Below are 21,916 nucleotides of genomic sequence, written 5' to 3'. Positions count from 1 at the left end.
CGCCGCCTCCGCGGGGGCCTGCGCTCGCCGCCGGAGCCCGCCCCCGCCGGCCTGCCAGCGATCACGGCGCGAAGATCACCGCCCCGCCCGGCGGGACGCTCATCGAGAGCACGCCGGTCGCGGAGACGACCTCGCTCGCGCCGCCGAGCGCGTCCCTGAGCTCGGTGCCGGGCGGGAGGCCGAGCGCCTGGGCGACCTCGACCGAGATGCGCTGCTCGGTCCCCGCGCGCGTCAGCGCCACCACGGCGGACTCCCCCCGGCCGTGCCGGCGGCCGAAGACCAGCGTGTCCTCCGTGGCGGTGAGGTTCACGTAGGCGCCGCGGCGGAGCGCGGGGATGTCCCGGCGCGCGGTCCCGAGCGCGCGCACGAAATCGAGCGTCTCCAGCTCGTCCGCCGTGAGATCCTCCTCCGGACGCCACATGCCGCGGTTGTTCGGGTCGGCGCCGCCCCACGCGCCGTACTCGTCGCCGTAATAGAGCAGCGGCGCGCCCGGGAGGCCCAGGAGCCACGCCATCGCGAGGCGCGCCCGCGCGTACACCTCGGGCGACTCGGGCGCTCCCGCGGTGTCCGACCACTGGCGGCCCGGGACCTCCCGGCCGCGAGGCCCCGCCTCGTCGCGGTAGTCGGCGAGCGTCGCGAAGCGGGCCGTGTCGTGGCTGCCGATGTACGGCGTCATGATCGCGCCCTCCGGCCACCGCCGCTGCCCGTGCTCGACCCAGTACGCGGCGTGCAGCATGCCCTCCTCGCCCCAGCCGAACGTCCGGTAAGAGACCCCGTGATAGAGGACGAAATCGAGCTGGCCGTCGAGCCCCTGAGGTCCGATGTACCTCGCGATCGTCCCGTAGTTCTCGTCGTTGCACGGGTCGGCGCAGTCGCTCCAGCCCATCGCGGTCTCGCCCATCAGGAAATAACGTGTGCCGGCCGGCTCGAACGCCTCCCGGACCTCCGCGGCGAGGTTGCGCGTCGCGATCTCCTCCACGTGCTTCACGGCGTCCACGCGGAGCCCGTCGAGATCGAACGCGTCGAGCCAGTGGATCGCGTCCGCCACGAACGCGGCGTTGGCCTCGGGGACCGTGTGGTCCACGTCGGGGAGATAGCTCGCGAACATGCAATCGAGCGCGTGCGACGTCCAGTCGCACCCGTCCGTCCCGCAGACACACCCCGTCCTGAACCAGTCCGGGTGAGACGAGACGTACTCGTGATCTTCGTGGACGTGGTTCACCACGAAGTCCTGGAGGACGCGGATCCCGTGGCGGTGCGCCTCGGCCACCACGGCGCGGAGCGCCCCGGCGCCGCCGAGCCGCGGATCCACCTCGCGCGCCTTGATGGGCCAGTAACCGTGATATCCGGTGACCTGGTGGACTCCATCGCTCGCCAGGTAGGCGCCGGCGGGGTTCTCCTGGAACGGCGTGAGCCAGATGGCCCGCACGCCCAGCGCGTCGAGCGTGCCGTCCTCGATCGCCTGCCGCAGCCCCTCGAGATCCCCGCCGGCCCAGTCGCCCCGCGGATCGGCGCCCGGCGTGGCGGGCGGGTTCAAGGCCGGATCGCCGTCGCGGTAACGATCGGTGACGACCATGTAGATGAGCGCGTCCTCCCAGGAGAACGGCTCGGCCTCGACCCAGAACACCAGCCGGAGCGGCTCACCGGCGCGGCCGCTCCGGGTCGCCCCGCGGAGGGTGACGCGGTATTTGCCGTCGCCGAGGCCTCCCAGCAGGATCCGCACGTCGCCGCGCGCGTCGACCGAGAGCTCCTGATCCGTGAGCGGGCGCGCCTCGCCGTCCTGGCCCTGTAGAACCGCCTCGAACGAGGCCGCCTCCGGGCCCGCGCCCTCGATGCCGTCCCGGTAGACGAGCCGGGCCTCTAAGGCGCCCTGTCCGGCGGCAGGCCGCGTCGCCTGGCTGGACGCGACCGAGAACGACGGGAGGCGGCAGTCAGGGACCTTGACGGCCGAGTTCTCGACCCCGTCGACGTACTTGCGGCGCCCCTCCGCCGGGTCGAGCACCCACGAGACCTCACCGCCGGACCGATAGGCGATCTTGTAGCCGTGAAGCCCCGGCGGCAGGTCGACGGTGGCCACGAGCCGGCCCTGCGTACCGCCCTGCAGCTGCGGGGCAGCGCCGAGATCGAAGCCGTTCCACTCGCCGGGGACGCGGACATCCGTGGCCCCGGGAGGCGCGTTGAACGTGAACGAGGTCGGACAGAGCACGTTCCCGTACTGCGCACCGCCGCCAGCCCCGCCAGCGCCTGCGGCCTCGCCGCCTGCGCCGCCTGCGCCAGCCGCCTCGCCGCCAGCAGCACCGGCGCCTGCTGTCCCGGCGCCGCTCGTGCCCTTCCCCTGGCCCGCGTCGAGCTCGCGATCGCCCCCGCACGCGAGCGGGACGGCAGGGAGCGTGATGGCGGAGACAGCGGCGATAATGACGGCAGAACGGCGGCGCGACATGGCCTCGAGCAGTATCCGATCGCGAGAGGCATGTCAGCGCGCGCGTCGCCCTGAACCACCGCAGCCGCTGCGGAGAACAGCGATGCTCCGCCCATGCTGTCGCGTCGCTAACAGGCGCGCGCAGGTTCCGTCGGGGCTCCGCCCCGCACCCAGGCGTTCGCCTCGCGCTTTGTCGGGCCGAACCGCGTGAGCTCACGCGCTCGGAGCGGCCTGGTCTCGCGACCCGATCAAGGCGTGTACCGATAGAGCTCGATCCAATCGTACGTCGCGCTCGCCCTGCCCGTCTCGGCCGTCACGGCCCCGGCCCAGGACGCGCTCGACGACGCCCAGATCGTCATGAGCACGTTCTGCGGCAGCACCATGAGGTCGATGCGCTCCGTCCACTCGTGTCGGAGCACGTCGTCGACTGAAAAGCGGGCGCCGGAAGGTGTCCATTCGATCTGGTACGTGTGAAAGTCCTCGCTCGGATCGAAGCCGAGGTCCACCTTCTGCGGATGCTGAGTCGGACTGACGGATTGCGTCACCGGGGGCCGTACCGGAGCGCCAGTGTACACCATGGCGTTGAACTGCACGTCATTCGGCTCGGCCCCTAGGCACTCGATGTCGAGCTCGTTCCAGTTGTCCGCTGGCCAGGGGGTGTAGATCGTGACCAGGGACGAGATGACCGCCGAGCCTCGGGCCAGCTTGACGCGAGCGCGCACGCGCCCGTACGTGAGCGAGTCGACGGAGCGAACCTCGGCACCCAGGAAGGTCTTGGCGGCTCCGGAGCTGTCGGCGGTGCCCTGGGGGGCCGGCGTGAGCCGGAGCACCAGCTGGCCACGTTCGATGGTAGCGGCGGATTGCGAGAACAGCGCCAGATTCTCGGTCCAGGAATGTGTCATCAGCTGCCAGCGACCTGCGTCCAGCTGATCGAAATCGTCGCGGAAGAGCAGCGTGAAGGCCTCTTCGGCCGGGGGAGGGCCGCCCGCTGAGCCGCCGTTACCCGTGGCGCCTGCCGCTGCTGTGCCACCCGCCGTTCCGCCTGCGCCGCCTGCGCCGCCTGCGCCGCCCGCGCCGGCTCCGGCGCTGGAGGCGCCACCCGCAGCCCCAGTCCCCGCCATGGAGCTGCCCGTTTCGGCGCTGGAACCACCACCAGCACCCGCGCCGGTGCCGTCCCCGCCAGCCCCGGTCGCCGAGCCCGGGGGCTGGCTGGAGTCGTCACAGGCCAGCGCGGTGAATGCGGAGAACAGAAGCGAAGCGACCGTGCAGCGCGTCGAAGACATCATGGGCTCCACTTGGCGCACCGGGCGCAAGAGCGCTTCGCATTTTTTGCTTTCTGTCCGCGTCCCCGCTGCCGCACACTCACCTGGCCTTGAGCGCTCGGCCCGCGTTGTTCCAGCCCTTTCCGATGCTCGCCGGCCGGCGCGCCCAGGTCTTCCGTCACCAGCCGCAGTACCGTCGGCCCCGGCATTTCCACGAGGAGCCGGAGATCAACCTCGTCGCTCGCGGCACGGGCATCATGGGCATAGGGAAGCGCGCGGTGCCGCTCGTGGCGGGCACGCTGCTCTATTTCGCGCCGGGGCAAGATCACGCGCTCCTCGAGGAGAGCAGCGATTTCGTTCTGTACGTCGCGGCGCTCCGCCCCGAGCTGGGGGCTCGCGTCGTGGGGGCCGCGTCGAAGGTCGCGCTCGACGCTGTGCAGCTCACGCCGGCCGTGCTCGCCGACGAGCTAGCGCTCCTCGGCGCGCTCGACCGAGCGCGCGACATCTCGGTCGTGGAGCATCGCCTCGCGGAGCTCTTCGAGCGGTCGCTGTCGAACGTGCCGCTCCCCCACGTGGTAAGCCGCCGCATCTTCGAGCTCTTGCGGCTCGATCCGAATCTCCCCGGGGCGGCCCTCGCGGCGCGCCTGCACACGGGCGAGAGCGGGATCAGCCGGCGTTTTCGCAAGGACGTGGGCGTGAACGTCGTCGAGTACCGCGCGCGGCTCAAGCTGATGCAGTTCGTCGCCGAGGTGGATCGCGGCGCGAGCTTCGCGCGCGCTGCGTACGCCGTCGGGTTCGGGAGTTATGCGCAATGCCACCGCGTCTTCACGCGCGCCCTCGGCTGCGCGCCCCAGGACTATTTCGGCGGCCAGCGCGCGGCGCTGACCGAAATGACCGTGCCGATGCACGGAGGGTAACCGTGATTGAACTCGGGTGAACTGGCGGACTCCGTCGCTCACCAGGTAGGCGCCGGCAGGGTTCTCCTGGAACGGCGTGAGCCGGACGGCCCGCACGCCCAGGGCGTCGAGCGTGCCGTCCTCGATCGCCTGAGGCGCGTTGAACGCAGCGGCTCTCGGCCGAGGCAGCCTGGCGACGGCGCCTCGGGCCCGCGCGCGGCCGAGCCCGCCGGCTGACGCGAATCCGCGCCGGATCGTCCGCAACGCTGGCCATGATGCGGGGACGGGGAATGGTATACCTTCTCGGGGAAGGGGCTCCTGCTGCCACTGCCGAGGCTGCCTCGCCCATCGCCTGCATGACGAGCCCGTCCCCTCCCTTTCCGTACACGATCTGCGAGACCATTCACGAAGGCCGCGGCACCGCCGTGTACCGCGCTGTTCGAAACGCCGACGGCCATCCGGTGGTCCTCAAGGTGCTCGATCCGAGGAGCTGCCGGCCGCAGGACCTCGCCCGGCTCAAGAGGGAGTACGAGACGGGCAAGATGCTCGACGTGGCAGCCGTCGTCAGGCCCCTCGCCCTCGAGATGTACGATGGGGCGCTCGCCCTCGTCATGGAAGACTCGGGCGCTGAGCCGCTCGATCGACTGCTCGGCGCGCCGATGGCGATCGGCAGGTTCCTCGAGCTCGCCGCCCGCATCGCGGATGCCGTCTCCGACATCCATCAGCGAGGCGTCGTTCACAGAGACCTCAAGCCCGCAAATATCCTGGTCATTCCCGCCACGGGCGAGGTGAAGATCGCCGATCTCGCGCTCGCCTCACGGCTCTCCCGCGAACAGCACGCCCTGGAGCCAGCGCGCCTCATCGAGGGGTCCCTCCCTTACATGTCGCCCGAGCAGACAGGGCGGATGAACCGTGGGGTCGACAGCCGCAGCGATCTGTACTCCCTGGGGATCACGTTCTACCAGATGCTCACGGGGAAGCTCCCCTTCGACGCCCGCGACCCGCTCGAATGGATCCATTGTCACGTTGCCCGCGCGTTCGCGGCGCCGTCGAAGGTGGTCCCCGACGTGCCGGAGGTGGCCGAGCGCATCGTGATCAAGCTGCTCGCGAAGATGCCCGAGGAGCGCTACCAGACGGCCCGCGGCCTTGGCCATGACCTGAAACGGTGCTTCGACTCATGGCGCTGCGACGGCACCGTCGCGCCGTTCCCGCTGGGCGAGCAGGACGCGTCGGGCCGCCTGCGCATCCCGCAGAAGCTCTATGGGCGCGACGAGGCGATCGCGGTGCTGCTGCGCGCCTTCGAGCGCGTTGTCGACACCGGATCTCCACAGCTCGTGCTCCTCTCGGGCTACTCCGGCATCGGCAAGTCGACGCTGGTCCACGAGCTGGACAGGGCCGTCGCGGGCGAGCGGGGGTTCTCCGCCTCGGGAAAATTCGATCAGCACAAGCGCGAGATCCCTTATTCCACCATCGTGCAGGCCGTTCAGGAGATCGTGCTCGAGCTCCTCGCCGACAGCGAGAGGATCGCGGCCTGGAAGCAGCGGTTGCTCGAGGTCCTCACGGTCAACGCGCAGCTCATCGTGGACTTGATCCCGCAGCTCGAGCTGGTCATCGGCCCGCAGCCGCCGGCTCCCGAGGTGCCGCCGGTCGAGGCGCAGAACCGGTTCCGCACCGTCTTCCGGCACTTCATCGGGGTGTTCGCCCGGAAGGAGCACCCCCTCGTCCTCTTCCTCGACGATCTCCAGTGGGCCGACTCGGCGAGCCTCGCGCTCTTGCAGGATCTGGTGACGCACCTCGACATGGGCCATCTCCTCGTCATCGGCGCGTACCGCGACAACGAGGTGACCCCCTCGCACCCGCTCATGACGGCGCTGGACGGCATGAGGAGGGAGGGCGCGCGCGTCCGGGAGTTCGTGCTCGGCCCGCTCTCCCGCGAGCACCTGTCCATGCTCGTCAGCGATATGCTTCAGTGCCGCCCCGAGGACGCCGCGCCGCTCTCGGCCTTGGTCCACGAGAAGACGGCCGGCAACCCCTTCTTTGCGATCCAGTTTCTCCTCGCCCTCCACGAAGAGCAGCTGATCGAGCTCGACCCGCACGCGGGCGCCTTCCGGTGGGACATGGCGAAGATCCGCGCCAAGGGCTTCACCGACAACGTGGTCGATCTGATGGTCGACAAGCTCGCGCGGCTCCCCGCTGGGACCCAGGAGGCGCTGAAGCAGCTCGCCTGCCTCGGGAGCGCCGCGGAGGTCGGCATCTTGACGATAGCGTGCGACCGCTCGGAGGAGGCGCTGCACGCGGAGGTCTGGCAGGCCATCCTCGCGGGGCTCGTCCTCTGCCACGAAGGCACCTACAAGTTCCTCCACGACCGCGTCCAGGAGGCGGCCTATTCGCTCATCCCGGAGGCCCGGCGGGCCGCCGTGCACCTCGAGATCGGCCGGCGCCTCGTGTCTCGTCTGCCCGGCGGGGCGGTCGAGGAGCGGGCTTTCGACGTCGCGACCCAGCTCAATCACGGCGCCCACCTCATCACCGATCCACGCGAGAGGGAGGCTCTCTGCCGGCTCAACCTCCTGGCAGGGATCAAGGCGAAGGCCTCGGTCGCCTACGCCTCCGCGCGCAGCTACCTGGCGCAGGCGACGTCCCTCTTGCCGCAGGACGCCTGGAGCGCGCGGTACGAGGACACGTTCAGGCTCCACCTGGAGCTCGCCGAATGCGAGTCCATCGTCGGCAATTTCCAGCCGGCCGACGAGCTGTTCGATCTGATCCTCCAGAACGCCCGCTCCAGGCCCGACCGGGCCAGGGCCCACCGGCTGCGCATGCGGCTCTACCAGATCGCTGGACGGCACCGCGACGCCATGACGGTCATGATCGAGGCCCTGCGGCTCTACGGGGCGACGCTCCCGGAGGCCGACGAGGAGATCCACGCCGCCGTGGAGGCCGAGATCCGGCAGGTCCCGATCTCCTTGCGCGGCCGTCGCGTCGCCGATCTCGTCGACGCGCCCGTGGCGACCGACGAAGACGTGCGGGCGTTCATCAGCCTGGTCGCCGAGTCGGCCCCCCTCATGTTCTCCGTGCGGCCGGCGCTCTGGCCGCTGCTCACCGCCAAGGGGGTGAACGCCTCTCTGCAGCACGGACACGCCGAGGAGTCCTCGTTCGTTTATAGCTGTTACGCCGCGGTCATGGTGTCCATCCTGGGCGACGTCCCCTGCGGGTTCGAGTTCTCCGAGATGGCGCTCAGGCTCAACGAGAAATTCAAGAGCGTCACGGCCATGCTGAAGGGGAGGCTGCTCTTCCACCACGCGGGCGTCATCAGCATCTGGCACAGGCACTACGCGACGAGCATCCCGCTCATGGACAAGGCATTCCTCGATTGCCTCGACGTCGGAGACTTCATCTTCGCCGGCTACTTGACGTACAACATGGTGTGGGTCGTCTTCGAGAACGGCGATCCGCTCGATCGCGTCATCGAGGTCGCGCGGAGATACACCGCCTTCGCCCGGCAGACCCACAACGACGTGGTGTACCACGTGGTCCGGCTCGAAGAGCAGCTCGCGGCGAGCCTGAAGGGAGCGACGCGGGGGCCCACGAGCTTCGACGGCGGCGACTTCGAGGAGGCGAGCTCCCTCGCGATCCTCCAGAAGGCGGGCTTCGGCCTCGGAATCGCGATGTTTCATATCATGAAGCAGGTCGCCGCGTTCACGCACGAGCGTCACGCCGAAGCGCTGGAGTCCGCGGCCACCGCCGCGCTGATGCAGGGGCAGGCGGCGTCTCTGGCCATGGAAGCGACGCACCACTTCTACCACGCGCTCACGGTGACGGCCCTCCACGCCGAGGCGCCGGCCGAGCAGCGGCAGCGATTCGCTCAGGCGCTCGAGGCGACGCTCCAGAAGCTGAGGCGCTGGGCCGAAAGCTGCCCCGAGAACTTCCGGAGCCGCTACGCCCTGGTGTCCGCCGAGGTCGCCCGCATCGAGGGCCGGGACCTCGACGCGATGCGCCTCTATGAAGAGGCCATCCGCGCGGCGCGCGAGAGCGGCTTCGTCCACATCGAGGCGCTCGCCTACGAGCTCGCGTCTCGGTTCTATCGAGCGCGAGGGTTCGAGCGCTTCTCCGATACGTACCTGCGCGAGGCCCGCTCGTGCTACGTGCGCTGGGGGGCCGACGGCAAGGTGAAGCAGCTCGAGCAGCGCCATTCGCAGCTCCTCGAGCGGCGGCCGCTCGAGCCGACCGCCACCTTCGCGGCCCGCACGGAGCTGCTCGACGTGCTCGCGGTCGTCAAGGCGTCGCAGACGATCTCGGGCGAGATCCTCTTCGAGAAGCTCCTGCGAACCCTGCTCGAGTTCGTCCTCGAGCAGGGAGGTGCCCAGAAGGGCTGCCTCATCCTGGTGCGGGACGGCGGCCTGACGATCGAGGCGGAGGCCGCGATCGAGGAGCGACAGGGGACCGTGACCAGGGTTCTCCAGTCGCTGCCGGTGTCGTCCTCTCCGCTCCTCCCTGCCTCGCTCCTCCACTACGTGCGGCTCACCAAGGAGCGCGTGCTCCTCGATGACGCCGCCGCGAAGGCGGGCAGGTTCTCGGGGGACGAGTACATCGTCCGGCACAATCCGAGGTCGGTCCTCTGCGTTCCCATCTTGCGGCAGGCCGAGGTGCTCGGCCTGCTGTACCTCGAGAACAACGTCACCACGCACGCGTTCACGCCCGAGCGGCTCCTCGCCCTCGAGCTGCTCGCCACGCAAGCGGCCATCTCCCTCGAGAACGCGCTCTTGCTCGCCAGGGAGCGCGAGGCGCGGGCGGCGGCGGAGGCCGCGGAGCGGCGCACGGCGTTCCTCGCCCACGAGCTGAAGACGCCGCTGACAGGCCTCCATCTGAAGCTCGACGCGCTCGCGCGATCGATCAAGCAGCGAGAGACGGTCTCCTCGTCCTGGCTATCGTCGTCCCTCACGTCGTTCAAGCGCCAGCTCGGCCGGCTCAACCTGCTGATCGACAGCCTGCTCGACCTCTCGCGCGTCCAGAAGGGGCGGCTCGCCCTGACGCGTGAGCCGGTGGACCTGGCGGCCCTCGTGCGGGACGTCGTCGGGCGGCTGAGCGAGCAGGCCGAGCTGGCTGGATGTGCGCTCCACGTGCAGGCGGAGCGCGCCGTCGTGGGCCAGTGGGATCGGCTGCGGCTCGAGCAGGTCGCGACGAACCTGCTCACGAACGCCATGAAGTACGGCGCCGGAAAGCCGGTCCGGATCGTCACCGACGGGGACGGGGCCGTCGCTCGCCTCTCGGTCTCCGATCAGGGTATCGGGATCTCCGAGGCCGACCAGCGGCGCGTGTTCGAGGCGTTCGAGCGCGCGACGGGGCTTCATCAAGCGCAGAGCCTCGGGCTCGGGCTGTACCTTGTTCGGGAGATCGTGCGAGCGCACGGCGGGCGCGTGGATCTGCGCAGTCGGCTGGGCTCAGGGACCACGTTCCTCGTCGAGCTGCCCGTCGAGCCGGAGGGAGAGCTCGGCCTCGCGCAGCCGTCCTGAGGAGAGGGGCGCGCGGGCCGCCCGGCGCCGACTGGGCCTCTCGAGTCGCGAGGGCACGCCAGCTCGCGTCGTGTGAGCGTTCACCAGGTCGCTCCAGGCGGGATCCCTGACGCGCGGCCCTAGCGATCGCTCAGCGGCTCCTTGTCGCGCGCGTCCGCGGCGAGGTACTGGCGCAGGTGCCGGCGGAGGGAGACCCGCGTGATCCCGAGCGCGCTCGCCGTGCGGGTCACGTTGCCGTTCTGGGCCGCGTAGACCGCGAGGATGTGGCGGCGCACGGCCTCCCCGAGCGACGCGCTGCCGCGCGCGGGCGGCGATGGCCGCAGCGCGCCCGGCGGGCCCGAGCGCGGCGGCGCCGGCGGACGCTTGGCCGCGCCGATCTCCGGCGGCAGGTGCTCCAGATCGAGCGGCGCGCCGTGGGCCCGGAGGAACGCGCGCTCGACGACGCCCCGGAGCTCGCGGACGTTCCCCGGCCAGGGGTACGCCTCGAGCTGCGCGAGCGCGCGCGGGGTGACCCCGGCGCTCGCGAGCCCCGTCGCGCCGCTCTGGCGCTGGAGGAAGTGCTCGACCAGCCTGCGCACGTCGCCGTCGCGCTCGCGCAGCGGGGGGAGCGAGAGCGCGAGCCCGCCGACGCGCCGGTGGAGCGCCTCGTGGAACGACCGCCCGAGGACGCGCGCGGCGAGATCCTGGCTCGTCGCGGCGATGACCCGCACGTCCGCGACCAGCGCCTCCCCGCCGCCGATCCGGCAGAGCGGCTCGCCGTCGAGCACGGCCAGGAGCCGCGGCTGGAGCTCGAGCGGGAGCGCGCCGATCTCGTCGAGGAACAGCGTGCCCCCCCGCGCCAGCTCGAGCAGCCCGGGGAGCGCCGCGGGCCGCCCGTCCGCCCCGGCCGCCAGGCCGAAGAGCTCCTCACGGAGGCGCTCGGCCGGCAGCCGCGCCGCGCTCACCGCAACGAAGGGGCCGCCCGCGCGCGGGCTCGCCGCGTGAAGGCGCCGCGCGCAGAGCTCCTTGCCCGTGCCAGGCTCGCCCATGATGAGCAGCGGCGCGCGCTCGTGCTCCGCCAGCCGGCGCAGCTGCTCCATCGCGCCCGCCCAGCGCTCCGAGGCGCCGATGAGCCGCACCTCGCTGTCGTCCTCGACCCAGACGACGCGCGTCATCCCGCCGCCGGACGAGCAGAGGTGTTCCGTGCGCCGGGAAGGGGCCGCGCTTTCTTCCACATCGCATCTCCTCGATTCATGGGCAGACGGCGAGCGACGCGCCTGCCGTTTTCTGGATTACCGAGCTGTCCTCGGCGCAGGCGGCGACCAGGGATGGGCCGCCGTGAGCGAGAACGGGAACGACGGTGGGAACGACAGATGGACGTTAGACGGACGACGGCGGATGAACGTCGGTCACGAGGTGGCGACGAGCAACGAGGGATGGTGGCTGACACATGCCGGGTGATCTCACCCGGTCAGCGACATCGACTCTACCGCGAATCACGGTCTCTTGGAAGGGAGATCCCGACCGGCGGCGGGGGGGCGCCGAGAAACTACGTGCTCAAAATTTGTGCGTACGCGCGGACCTGGGTTAGTCGACCCGTGTACCCGAAAGGAGAGACGACGAGATGAGCTCGAAGCGCAAGACCCCGGCCCGCACGAAGACCACCCGGGCCACGAGCCCGGTCGCCTCGGCGCAGCCCGAGAGCGCGGTCTCTGCCCCCGCCGCCGTCGAGATGCCCTCTGCGGCCGTGGAGCGCGCCGCCGAGCGCGCGAGCGCCGGTGCCCCGAAGGCCGCGCCTCCGCGCCCGCGGCCGTCGCGCGAGGAGCGCCACGGCCTCATCGCCAAGGTGGCCTATGGATATGCCGAGAGGGCCGGCTTCCGGAACAACCCCGTTGAAGACTGGCTGAACGCCGAGCGCGAGGTCGACGCGCGGCTCGAGCGCCTCGCCAGCTGAGGTCTCCGCCGCGGCGGCGCAGGCGGCGCGAGGCCGCGCGTACGCCCATGCGCGCCCGACAGGCGCGCTGGCGTGGACGTGAGCGGCCCCGTCGGCCGGCGAGGGCGGGCCGCGGTCGCGCTCCCGCCGCTCCCGCCGGTCCGGCGGCTGCGCCCGCGGGTCTTCGAGGCTCGTCGCCGCGCCGCAGGATGAGTATCCTCGCGCTCCGCGTGGGCGGTGGGCCCACGGTTCGCGGTCCACGCGCGCCCCGGCCGCCTGGACCGCGGAGGTCTGCACACCGATACTTGCGCCATGCATTCAGGTCACGTCCTCGCCAACCGCTTCCAGCTGGAACGCCTCGCGGGCTCCGGCGGGATGGGCGCGGTGTGGCGGGCGCTCGACCGGCAGAGCGGCCACGTGGTCGCGCTCAAGGTGATCTTCAACCAGGGCAGGGAGCACGTCGTGCGCTTCCAGCGGGAGGCGCGCCTGCTCGCCGAGCTCGAGCACCCCGTCGTCGCCCGCTACATCGACCACGGCGTCACGGCGGACGGCCTCTACTACCTCGCCATGGAGTGGCTCGAGGGCGAGGACCTCGGCGCGCGGCTGTCGCGCGGGCCGCTCGGGATCGAGCACAGCCTGATGCTCGTCGGCCGCGTCGCCGAGGCGCTCGCCGCCGTCCACGCGCGCGGCATCGTGCACCGCGACCTCAAGCCGACCAACGTGTTCCTGCCCGGCGGCGACATCGGGAGCGCGAAGCTCATCGACTTCGGCATCGCGCGCCAGGCCGACGCGACGTACGAGCTCACGCTCACCGGATCGGCGATCGGCACGCCGGCCTACATGGCGCCGGAGCGCGTCCGCGGCGACGTCGACGTCGACGCGCGCGCCGACCTCTACTCGATCGGGTGCCTGCTGTTCGAGTGCCTCACCGGGCGGGCGCCGTTCGTCGCCCAGCACCCGCTGTCCGTCCTCGCCAAGGTGCTCTTCGAGGCCGCGCCGCGCCCGAGCACCTTCTGCCCGAACATCCCGCCGTCGCTCGATCTGCTCGTGGCCCGGCTGCTCGCGAAGAACCCCGCGGAGCGCCCCGCGGACGCGGGCGAGGTCGCCGCCGAGCTCCGGATGCTGAGCGTCGTGGAGGGCAACATGTCCACGGGCAACGGCCTGCCGACGCCCGCGCTGACGAAGAGCGAGCGCCGGCTCGTCAGCGTCGTCCTCGCCGCCGAGATGAGCGCCGGCAGGCGCGGCCCCCCGTCGGCCCGCCCGCAGGCGATCGCGGGCCCCGAGCGGGCGAGCGACACGATGCTGTCGGGGCACCACGCGACCGTCGTCTCCGGCAGCAAGGACGCGCTGCCCGAGGGCCTGCTCGCGCCGGCGCCGCAGGTCAGGCCCCGGCCCGCCCCGCCGCCGACCACGCCGTTCCACGAGGTCCGGCAGGCCGCGCAGGCGCACGGCGCGGTCCTGGAGGTGCTCGCCGACGGCTCGGTCGCCGCGGTCGTCGCCGGCGCGGGCTCGCCGACCGACCTCGCCGGCAAGGCCGCCCGCTGCGCGCTCTCGATCCACGCGCTCCTGCCCGGGGCGTGGGTGGCGCTGGCGACGGGCTGGGACGTCATCGCCGGGACGCAGGCGGTGGGGCAGGTCATCGACCGCGCGGGCGCGCTGCTCGACGCGCGGGTCCGCCACGCCGCCGAGGATCCGTCCTCGGGCCGGCCGGTGCTCATCGATCAGATGACGGCCGCGCTGCTCGGCGATCGCTTCGAGATCGCGGCGGGCAGCCAGGGCCCCACGCTGCTCGGCGCGCGCGAGCCGCAGGACGGCGGGCGCAAGGTGCTCGGGAAGCTCACGACCTGCGTGGGGCGCGAGCGGGAGCTCCGGGCGCTGGAGGACGTGCTCGACGAGTGCGCGGCCGAGGGGGTGGCGCGCGTGGTGCTGGTCACGGCGGGGGCGGGCGTCGGCAAGTCGCGCCTCGCGCACGAGCTGCTCCGGCGGGTCGAGGCGCGCAGCGAGCCGGTCACGGTGTGGCGCGCGCACGGCGATCCGATGTGCGGCGGGGCGCCGCTCGGGCTGCTCGCGCAGACGGTGCGGCGCGCGGCGGGCCTGCTCGACGACGAGCCCGTCGAGGCGCGGCGGGAGAAGCTGGCGGCGCGCGTCGCGCGGCACGTCGGCGAGGCCGCGCGGGAGCGGGTGACGGAGCTGCTGGGCGAGCTGGTCGGGACGCCGTTCCCGGAGAGCCCGGCGCTGCGCGCGGCGCGGCAGGACCGCGCGGTGATGGAGGAGCAGGCGCGGCGCGCGTGGCTCGATTTCCTGCGGGCCGAGTGCGACGCGCAGTCGGTGCTGATCGTGCTGGACGACCTGCACTTCTGCGATCGCGCGACGGTGGACACGCTCGACGCGGCGCTCCGGTTCCTGCGGCACCAGCCGCTCATGGTGCTGGCGCTGGCGCGCCCCGGGGTGCGCGAGGCGTTCCCGGGCCTGTGGGAGGATCGCGAGGCGACGGAGATGCGGCTCGGGGAGCTGTCGCGCCGCGCGTGCGAGCGGATCGTGCGGGAGGTCCTCGGCGACGCGCCGCCGGAGGCCGAGCTCGCGGCGCTCGTCGACCGGTCGGCGGGGAACGCGTTCTTCCTCGAGGAGCTCGTGCGCGCGACGGCGGACAGGCGGGCGGGGGAGGTGCCGGAGACGGTGCTCGCGATGATGCAGTCGCGGATCGCGGCGCTCGAGCCCGAGGCGCGCCGGGTGCTCCGGGCCGGGGCGGTGATGGGTGAGGTGTTCTGGCGGGGCGGTCTGGAGGCGATGCTCGGCGGGGGCGGGCAGGTGCCGCAGCTCGAGTCGTGGCTCTTGACGCTCGAGAAGCGGGAGCTCCTCGAGCCGCGGCCGGAGTCGATGTTCCGCGGGGAGCCGGAGTTCGCGTTCCGCCACGCGCTCGTGCGGGACGCGGCGTACGAGATGCTGACGGACGCGGATCGGGCGCTCGGCCACTGGCTCGCGGCCGAGTGGCTGGAGCGCGTGGGCGGGGACGATCCGGCGGTGCTCGCGCTTGTCGACTGCCACCTCGGCCGCGCCGTGGACGGGGCGCTCTCGCTCGGGAACGCGGACGGCGCGGCGGGGCACCTGGCGCGCGCGGCGGGGGTCCGCGTGCGCCGCGGCGAGTTCGACGCGGCGATCGAGGCGATGACGCGGGCGTTCGAGCTCTCGGACGTCGCGCGGCGCGATCCCGACGAGCTCGCCCGGTGGGTGGAGATCCTCTCGAAGGCGGTCGGCCACGCGCGCCGCGCGCCGTCGCTGCCGGCGGCGTCGGACCGCATCCTTGCGCGCGTCGATGCGGTCGGCTCGCTGGAGCTCCGGGTGAAGCTGCGCATCGAGCTCGCCCGCGCGCTCGGGGCGACCAACCTGTTCCGGCTGTCGCACGACCTGCTCGACGACGTTGTCGAGATGGCGGTAGGGCGCCGCGAGCTCCTGCAGGAGGCGCTGACGGTCGACGTGGAGGTCTCGTGCCTTCAGGGGCAGTTCGCGCGCGCGCGGCGGGCCGCGCTCGACCTCGCCGCGCTCGGGCCGACGGACGATCCGCGGGCGCTCCAGTCGGTCGCGCTGGCGCGGGCGACCTCGGGGGATCGGCCCGGGGCGCTGGAGGCGCTGTCGCGCTGGGAGGCGGCCGCCCCGGGCGATCGGGTCGCGGAGGCGGTGCGGGCGAAGCTGGTCGTGACGATCGAGCTCTACGCGGGGGATTTCCGGGCCGCGGCGGCGGCGTGCGAGCGCGCGATCGCGCTGGACCGGGCGCTAGGGCTGCGGTTTGACGGAGTTGTGAACCTTCACAACCTGGCGTACGCGTGCGTGCGGCTGGGTGAGCACGAGCGGGCGCGCTCGCTCTTCGCGGAGTCGCTGGAGCGGGCGGACGAGGCGGGGTACGACCGGGTGGCCGCCTCGAACCGGATGTACCTGGCGTACCTGGACGGGGTGGCTGGGGCGGGGGACGCGCGGGAGCGGCTGCAGGCGCTCATCGTGCGGGCGGAGGAGCAGGGCTACTGGCACGATGTGCTGCAGGGCCGCTGGGCGGCGGCGATGCTGCTGAAGAATGCGCGCAATGACGCGCTGGCGCGGCGGGAGTTCGAGGATCTTTTGGAGCTGTCGGTGCGGCTCGGGGATCCGCTGCTGGAGAAGGACGCGCGCGCCTGGCTCGACCGCGTGGAGCGGTGACGGGAGGCGGGGGCGCGGTGGCGCTGGGGCGCGGAGCGGTGAGGCGCGGTGTCGCCCGTGCCCGGCGGAGTGACACTACGTGTGCCCGGACGTTGACAGGAGAGCATCCGGAGTGACACTACGTGTGCCCGCGCGTTTACAGCACGTGGTCCTGGTGAACCTGCGCGTCTGATCAGAGAGGTACGGGGCCTTCCTGGTGGAGGAGGGGTGCGTCCCTTATTGGCTCTTCCAGGTCCCCTCGACGAGCTTCACGAAGCCGCCGAGCTTGCTCACGTCCGCTCGAACTGCTGCGGCATTTCAGTTGGGCTGCCCCGAGAGTGCGGTTGCAGTCAGGGATCTCAGCGGATGGGAGATCTGCGCGATCGCCCTCGGCGCCATTTCTACTTCGGTGTAGGGTCGGGGTCGGTCTTGCCTGCTCGCATGTAAATGACGCTGGCCTCGATCTCGCGGAGGTCCCAGAAGTTGTATTGATTCTTGTACGCCGGTATACCCTTGTCCAGGCTGGCCAGCTCTTCGTCGAGCATCGTCTGCAGCTGCTCCTTGGTCAGGCCGCTGCCCCCGGCTGCGATCTGGTAGGCGAAGAGCTTGGCTCTACGCCAGGAAGAGAGCAGGTTCCCGATGATGTCGAAATGCTTGAGGGTGCCGAGGGCGTCCTGGTAGAGCTTCTTGTCAGCGAATCTGCCCTCGGCCGACTCGAACCGGTCGATCATGCGCCTGGTCAGTGTCGTACCCACGGTGTCATCTTCGAGCCGCTTGAAGAATTCCCAGTTCTCGAGCTTCGGCTTGTAGGTGTCCCACCCACGGTCCTGGATGCGGAACCACCGCATCGAGATAGGGAACCAGATGGTCCGCTCGGCGTAGCTGTTCATGTACCAGACGTGCTTGGCTGCTTCATCCGACATCATGAGCACGTCGGCAACAGCGTCCGCCGCACGTCTACCGAATTTGGTAGTCGCCCAGTTCTTAAGAACCGTGCGAGGATCAGCGCCCGGGCTTTGGGCGATCTCCGAGATGAAATAGGTGTTGGCCTCGTTCCAGAATCCGTACTTGCCGTAGTAGGGGATCGTCTCATAGGCGGCATTGTTCATGCTGTTGTCGTACCCGCCCTCGCCCGGCCACATGTAGATCCCGGCGATGCCCATTTTGCTTGCTCGCTGCAGACGACTCTGAATGTCGTACACCTTCGTACAGGGCGTGACGCCCTGGCCGTCGAACTCGTGCCGGCCCTGGATCTCCATGATCTGCGGTGGGCCCGAGAGTCCCAGGGTCGGGTTCATTGGCTGATAATACCAGAAATCGGTCATGGTGTGTTTGATCGAGACCATGAAATTCTTGCTTGGGATCGAGCCGAATATCTTGTGGTAGAGGTCCGGGCGGCTGTGGACGCCATCGGAGTACAAGTTCCACGAGCGCTGGATGTATAGCTTGTTGCACTCTTGGCAGACCACGTCGTATGTTTCTTGTACCAGGCGGTGATACTTCTCGGGGTCGCTCCCGTCGAGGGTGACGATCGCCTTGCCGCGGTATGCGCCGTAAACGAAAATCTCGCCGAGCCTGAGTATAATCCCGTCGATCTCAGGGAAATTGCGGAAGAGCTCGCGGTACTTCTCCCGGTAGACCTCCCACAGGCGCGGGTTGTCGTAGCCGAGCGGCAGGCCGTTCTGGGTGATCCATGCCTCGACTTCGGGCGTGTAGACGAATTCGTCGCTGTACATGAAGAATTTCAGCCCGGCATCGTGCGTGATTTTGATGAACTTTCTGAAGTACCGGGCCCACTTTTTATGCCGTTGGCGCAGCGGCGATTCGGCGGAAAAAATCGCGTATTTGTTCCCTTTTTCGAGGTCGTCGAAGGTGAGAAGGTGGATGACGTCCGCCATGTTGATAGCGTTGAATCCGCGCCCTTTGGCGATCTTGCAGAAACCGGCATAGTCCTTGATATTTTGGTCGAGGATCTCCACGCGGACGTAGGGGGCCTCGTCCGTGTCGACGGACGCGAGCCAGTCGTTGTACCAGAAGGTGCCGCCTTGGCCGTTGTTCCGGCGAGCGTTTACGTCGGGATAGAGGGGGCTGGTGCCGGAGACCATGCGAAACTGAAACGGTTCGAAAGTCTCGGTGAATGCTGTGGTAGCCATCATCGCCAAGCATACCAGTCCAGCAATCAGCCTTCAAACGCCCACAGGGTCTACTCGTCAGTGTCATCCCTTCTTACCAAAGATGCTCATTGGCGTGACTTCGGCGCCCCGCGCGTCGAGGTTCCGCCGCCCCCGGGGCGCATATGCCGACGGGACGGTCGCGGTCGGCGTGGATCCGTTGTCGCTCGTGTGTCGGCTCGCGACCAGCGTCCCGCCGCCACGCTTCGGCGTCCTCGCGTCCGCGAGCCCGTGACACGCGCGCGCATTGGGCCGCGACCCGACAAGGCAGACAAGATCGACGTGGACGTCGCGGCGCAGGACGGAGGAGAGGCGCGGCATTGGTGTTAACCAAGCGCGTTCAGGCCCCCAAGCCGCGCCCCCAGCAGTCACCAACGCCGTCGTGGTCGTGGTCGTGGTCGTGGTCGTGGTCGTGGTCGTGGTCGTCAACGGCTAAATCGTGAACGTGAACGTCTCGCTCCGGTGTTCCGCTGCCTTCCGCGATGTCGAGCCGAACGGAAAGCGCCGCTCGACGCAGCTGAGCAGCCAGCTCCCTCTGCACGCGAGGGGCTCGATGCCGCGACAATCGTCGACCATGGTACCGGCGGAACGTTCACGTCTACGATCGTGTCGTCGACGACCACGACCACGACCACGACCACGTTCACGTTGGTGAGCGTCTTCGGTGCGACATCGGGAGAATCGGACAGCCTCGTATCTCTCCTCCCCGTCTCCCCATCTCCCTGTGTACTCTCGCTTTCTCCGTGGTGCTAGCCGCCACTCCCGCCGCACGCGTCGCCGGTGGCGACCCACTGCCCCTGTACGCAGTCATAGAACTGGTAGTCGGCGCCGCAGACGCTCTGCCCGCACGAGGCTGATACGGGGTTGCCGAGGTAGTCGGTGCCGCCCGTACACTGACACGATCCTGCGCACCCGACGCCGGCGGCGACCCACTGCCCCTGTACACAGTCATAGAACTGGTGGTCGGCGCCGCAGACGCTCTGGCCGCACGAGGCCGTCACGGGGTTGCCGAGGTAGTTCGTGCCGCCCGTACACTGGCACGATCCTCCGCACGCGGCGCCGGTGGCGGCCCACTGCCCCTGTGAGCAGTCATAGAACTGGTGGTCGGCGCCGCAGATGCTCTCGCCGCACGTGGCCGATACGGGGTTGCCGAGGTAGTCCGTGCCTCCCGTGCATTCACATGGGCCCGGGCACGCGGATTCCGTCGGACACGGCGGCGGCCATGTCCCCGTTTGCTGGAGGTAATAGCAGGCCTCGCGCGGCGTGGCACGAGGTGCGTGCACGTCGATCGCTGCCAGGGGTGTCACGAAGCACAGAGGGCCGTGATCGTTGAGGTAGCCGCTCATCAAGCAATCCATGTATTGCTTGTTTTTGCACAGGCTGTATTCGTTCATGGGCAGGTTCAATCTGTTGCAGCTCCGGCAAGTATCAAGGGCTCTTTTGAACCCGAAGCACGCGTAGCCTCCAGTGGGCTCGCGGTCCTTGTCCCAGTCGATGCTCTGGCAGCTGATCGGATCGACGGGCTCGTTGCAGTTGCCGAACGCTGGATCCAAATATTCGCTGCACTCCTCCTCCGTGAGCGCATCCGCCGACGCGGATACATGCTCGCTGAGGCTGGCATTCTCGACGGTCGTGCAGCCCGCGGCGAAGAGGAGCGTTGCGGCGATTCTCAGTAGCGGATTTCTCATTCTCATTCCTTTGGGTGGCGTTCAAGCGTTCGACGTCGCGCGCCAGGCTAACAGATCTTGCGTGACGAATGAGTTCATGAAAAATGGCGGTGCCACTTCATGATGACAGGTGCACGGATGGGGCCGCGCTTCGAGCCTCCCCCTGTCACCTCCAGCAGGCCCACGCGCACAACCAGCCAGGAGTGCCGACACGCCGGCGCCTTCCGCGCGCAGCGGCAAGGCGACGGTGAGCCCCGCGGCCCCTTGGCTGCGAAGGTCGAGCTCCGCCTCAGGATTCGACGCAGATCGCGGTCCGGGAGCGTCCTGGCGATTTGTGACGGCTGGCGGGGGCGCAGCGCAACCTGAGGGAAAGACGCTTGGCTTCCATCACCCGCAGAGGAACCATGACCCACGCGTATCGACTCGCCTCCTTCTCGATTCTCGGCTTGCTGATCGCTTGCAGCTCGACGGACCCCGACGTCACGCCCGGCGGCGGCGCGGGCTCTGGAGGAACCTCGGGCGCGGGGCAGACGACCGGCGGCGGTGGCGTGACGACCACGGGCGTTTCCGGTACCACCACGGGCGGAACAGGCGGCGCCGGAGCCACCACCGGCGCAACGGGCGGCGTCACCGCGGGCGCGGCCGGCACGGGTGGAGCGGGCGCTGGTGGAGCGGGCGCTGGTGGAGGGGACACGGGTGGAGCGGACACAGGTGGAGCGGACACAGGTGGAGCGGACACAGGTGGTGAGGGCACCGGCGGCTCGACCCCGGTTGGGGACCTCCACATCACGGATCCCGTTCCGGGCTTCGCGAGCGTCGCGGGCGGCACGACCGGCGGCGGCACGGATCTGAGCTCGGCCATCACGGTGGACTCGATGAGCGAGCTCCAGGACGCGGCGAAGGGCTCGACCCCGGCGATCGTCCTCGTGAAGCCCGGGAACTACAGCGGGACGCTCGCGCCGGGCGCCAACAAGACGATCATCGGCATCGGGCCCGGGGTGACGATCACGGGCAACATCCGGATGAGCGGCGACGACGTGCACAACATCATCCTCCGCAACCTCGCCGTGCGGGGCGCGCGTTGCGCCAGCTACGACGAGTGCAAGGCCGGCGCAGACGCCGTCTACACGGGGAACGGCGCCCACCACGTCTGGCTGGACCATCTGGATATCTCCGACGGCCAGGACGGCAACTGCGACATCACCCAGGGAGCCGACTACGTCACCGTCTCCTGGTCGCGCTTCTACTATACGTACGACAAGGAGCACCGCTTCTCGAACCTGATCGCCGGCAGCGACGACGAGCCGGCGAGCCAGGGCAAGCTGCGCATCACGTACATGAACAGCCACTGGGGCGAGCGCGTCGATTCACGTCAGCCCCGCGGGCGGTACGGCAATGTCCACATGCTCAACAACTATCACAACACCGCTGGCGGCCAGATCCACGGCGTGGGCAAGGACATGGCGCTCATCGCCGAGAACTGCGTCTACGATGAGAACAGGTCGATCTGGACGGACATGGGCAGTCCAAGAGGTTGGAAGGGGATCGGCAACCAGGGGACCGGCGACGACTTGAACGACTCGAAGGGAACCGTCTTCGCGATTCCGTACCGCTACACGCCGATGCCGGCGTCCCAGGTCGTCGCGGCGGTCACCTCCAAAGAGTGCGGAGCCGGCAACACCTGCACGCTCGCTTACTGAGATCTCCCCCCGGCTGGTAGCCCGGAGAGGGCCTCATCGATTCGTCGAAAAGAGCGATGCCCTCGGTCTGAAATATCCATGCAACAATGCGCGGCCGCCTCAGCCCGGCCGCACTCTCCACGCCAAGGCGAGCCCGGCCGTGAAGCGCGGGAAGCCGGGCGTCCAGGTGAAAAGCAGCCAAAATAATTGCGCATGAGCACGCTGCACGCGCGATT

General features: G+C 70.0%; 11 protein-coding genes. 5 read left to right on the top strand and 6 right to left on the bottom strand.

Annotated features, from left to right (window positions below):
- Positions 1-61 precede the first annotated feature (61 nt).
- Together WME82_RS36715 and WME82_RS36710 are read right to left on the bottom strand one after the other, a co-directional pair.
- Positions 62-2,440: an alpha-amylase family glycosyl hydrolase gene (locus WME82_RS36715; protein ID WP_438039125.1), complete on the bottom strand. Its 2,379-nt coding sequence runs from the start codon at positions 2,438-2,440 to the stop codon at positions 62-64.
- Between the two features lie 227 nt (positions 2,441-2,667).
- The gene (locus tag WME82_RS36710; protein WP_438039124.1) at positions 2,668-3,705 is read right to left on the bottom strand and encodes a glycoside hydrolase family 16 protein; all 1,038 of its coding nucleotides are present in this window, start codon (positions 3,703-3,705) and stop codon (positions 2,668-2,670) included.
- 104 nt (positions 3,706-3,809) lie between these two features.
- Between WME82_RS36710 and WME82_RS36705 the strand changes: the two genes are divergently transcribed.
- Both WME82_RS36705 and WME82_RS36700 read left to right on the top strand, forming a co-directional pair.
- Positions 3,810-4,598 (top strand): helix-turn-helix domain-containing protein, encoded by a 789-nt coding sequence (locus WME82_RS36705; RefSeq protein WP_438039123.1) that lies wholly within the window; start codon positions 3,810-3,812, stop codon positions 4,596-4,598.
- Between the two features lie 335 nt (positions 4,599-4,933).
- Complete coding sequence (locus tag WME82_RS36700) at positions 4,934-10,084, top strand: AAA family ATPase (RefSeq protein WP_438039122.1); 5,151 nt, start codon at positions 4,934-4,936, stop codon at positions 10,082-10,084.
- Between the two features lie 119 nt (positions 10,085-10,203).
- On the opposite strand, the gene WME82_RS36695 is transcribed toward WME82_RS36700, so the two are convergent.
- A complete protein-coding gene (locus WME82_RS36695; RefSeq protein ID WP_438039121.1) occupies positions 10,204-11,298 on the bottom strand; it encodes a sigma 54-interacting transcriptional regulator in 1,095 nt (364 codons plus the stop codon).
- 389 nt (positions 11,299-11,687) lie between these two features.
- On the opposite strand from WME82_RS36695, the gene WME82_RS36690 reads away from it, so the two are divergent.
- Together WME82_RS36690 and WME82_RS36685 are read left to right on the top strand one after the other, a co-directional pair.
- Positions 11,688-12,017 (top strand): DUF2934 domain-containing protein, encoded by a 330-nt coding sequence (locus WME82_RS36690; protein WP_437912705.1) that lies wholly within the window; start codon positions 11,688-11,690, stop codon positions 12,015-12,017.
- Between the two features lie 291 nt (positions 12,018-12,308).
- Positions 12,309-16,184, top strand: a complete 3,876-nt coding sequence (locus WME82_RS36685; protein ID WP_438039120.1) for a protein kinase domain-containing protein — start codon at positions 12,309-12,311, stop codon at positions 16,182-16,184.
- Positions 16,185-16,564: 380 nt separating this feature from the next.
- Here WME82_RS36685 and WME82_RS36680 read toward each other — a convergent pair whose 3' ends face one another.
- From WME82_RS36680 to WME82_RS36670, 3 genes are all read right to left on the bottom strand, one after another.
- Entirely contained in the window at positions 16,565-18,319 is a 1,755-nt protein-coding gene (locus WME82_RS36680) for a hypothetical protein (protein WP_438039119.1), read from the bottom strand.
- Between the two features lie 355 nt (positions 18,320-18,674).
- Positions 18,675-18,875, bottom strand: coding sequence for a hypothetical protein (locus tag WME82_RS36675; protein WP_438039118.1), 201 nt, complete (start codon positions 18,873-18,875; stop codon positions 18,675-18,677).
- A 208-nt stretch (positions 18,876-19,083) separates the two neighbouring features.
- A complete protein-coding gene (locus tag WME82_RS36670) occupies positions 19,084-20,022 on the bottom strand; it encodes a hypothetical protein (RefSeq protein ID WP_438039117.1) in 939 nt (312 codons plus the stop codon).
- Between the two features lie 383 nt (positions 20,023-20,405).
- Here WME82_RS36670 and WME82_RS36665 point away from each other — a divergent pair, with 383 nt between their 5' ends.
- Positions 20,406-21,701, top strand: a complete 1,296-nt coding sequence (locus WME82_RS36665; protein WP_438039116.1) for a pectate lyase family protein — start codon at positions 20,406-20,408, stop codon at positions 21,699-21,701.
- The last annotated feature ends 215 nt before the right edge of the window (positions 21,702-21,916 follow it).

This window comes from Sorangium sp. So ce128 (assembly GCF_051525245.1).
Classification (GTDB): Bacteria; Myxococcota_A; Polyangia; order Polyangiales; family Polyangiaceae; genus Sorangium; species Sorangium cellulosum_B.
Note: the sequence above shows the minus strand (reverse complement) of the source record. Positions and strands in the feature narration are given on the sequence as shown.

Coding starts and splice junctions, on each gene's coding strand:
- WME82_RS36685 (WP_438039120.1), top strand. CDS start 12,309: ATGCATTCAGGTCACGTCCTCGCCAACCGCTTCCAGCTGGAACGCCTC.
- WME82_RS36690 (WP_437912705.1), top strand. CDS start 11,688: ATGAGCTCGAAGCGCAAGACCCCGGCCCGCACGAAGACCACCCGGGCC.
- WME82_RS36670 (WP_438039117.1), bottom strand. CDS start 20,022: ATGAGAAATCCGCTACTGAGAATCGCCGCAACGCTCCTCTTCGCCGCG.
- WME82_RS36680 (WP_438039119.1), bottom strand. CDS start 18,319: ATGATGGCTACCACAGCATTCACCGAGACTTTCGAACCGTTTCAGTTT.
- WME82_RS36710 (WP_438039124.1), bottom strand. CDS start 3,705: ATGATGTCTTCGACGCGCTGCACGGTCGCTTCGCTTCTGTTCTCCGCA.
- WME82_RS36715 (WP_438039125.1), bottom strand. CDS start 2,440: ATGTCGCGCCGCCGTTCTGCCGTCATTATCGCCGCTGTCTCCGCCATC.
- WME82_RS36700 (WP_438039122.1), top strand. CDS start 4,934: ATGACGAGCCCGTCCCCTCCCTTTCCGTACACGATCTGCGAGACCATT.
- WME82_RS36665 (WP_438039116.1), top strand. CDS start 20,406: ATGACCCACGCGTATCGACTCGCCTCCTTCTCGATTCTCGGCTTGCTG.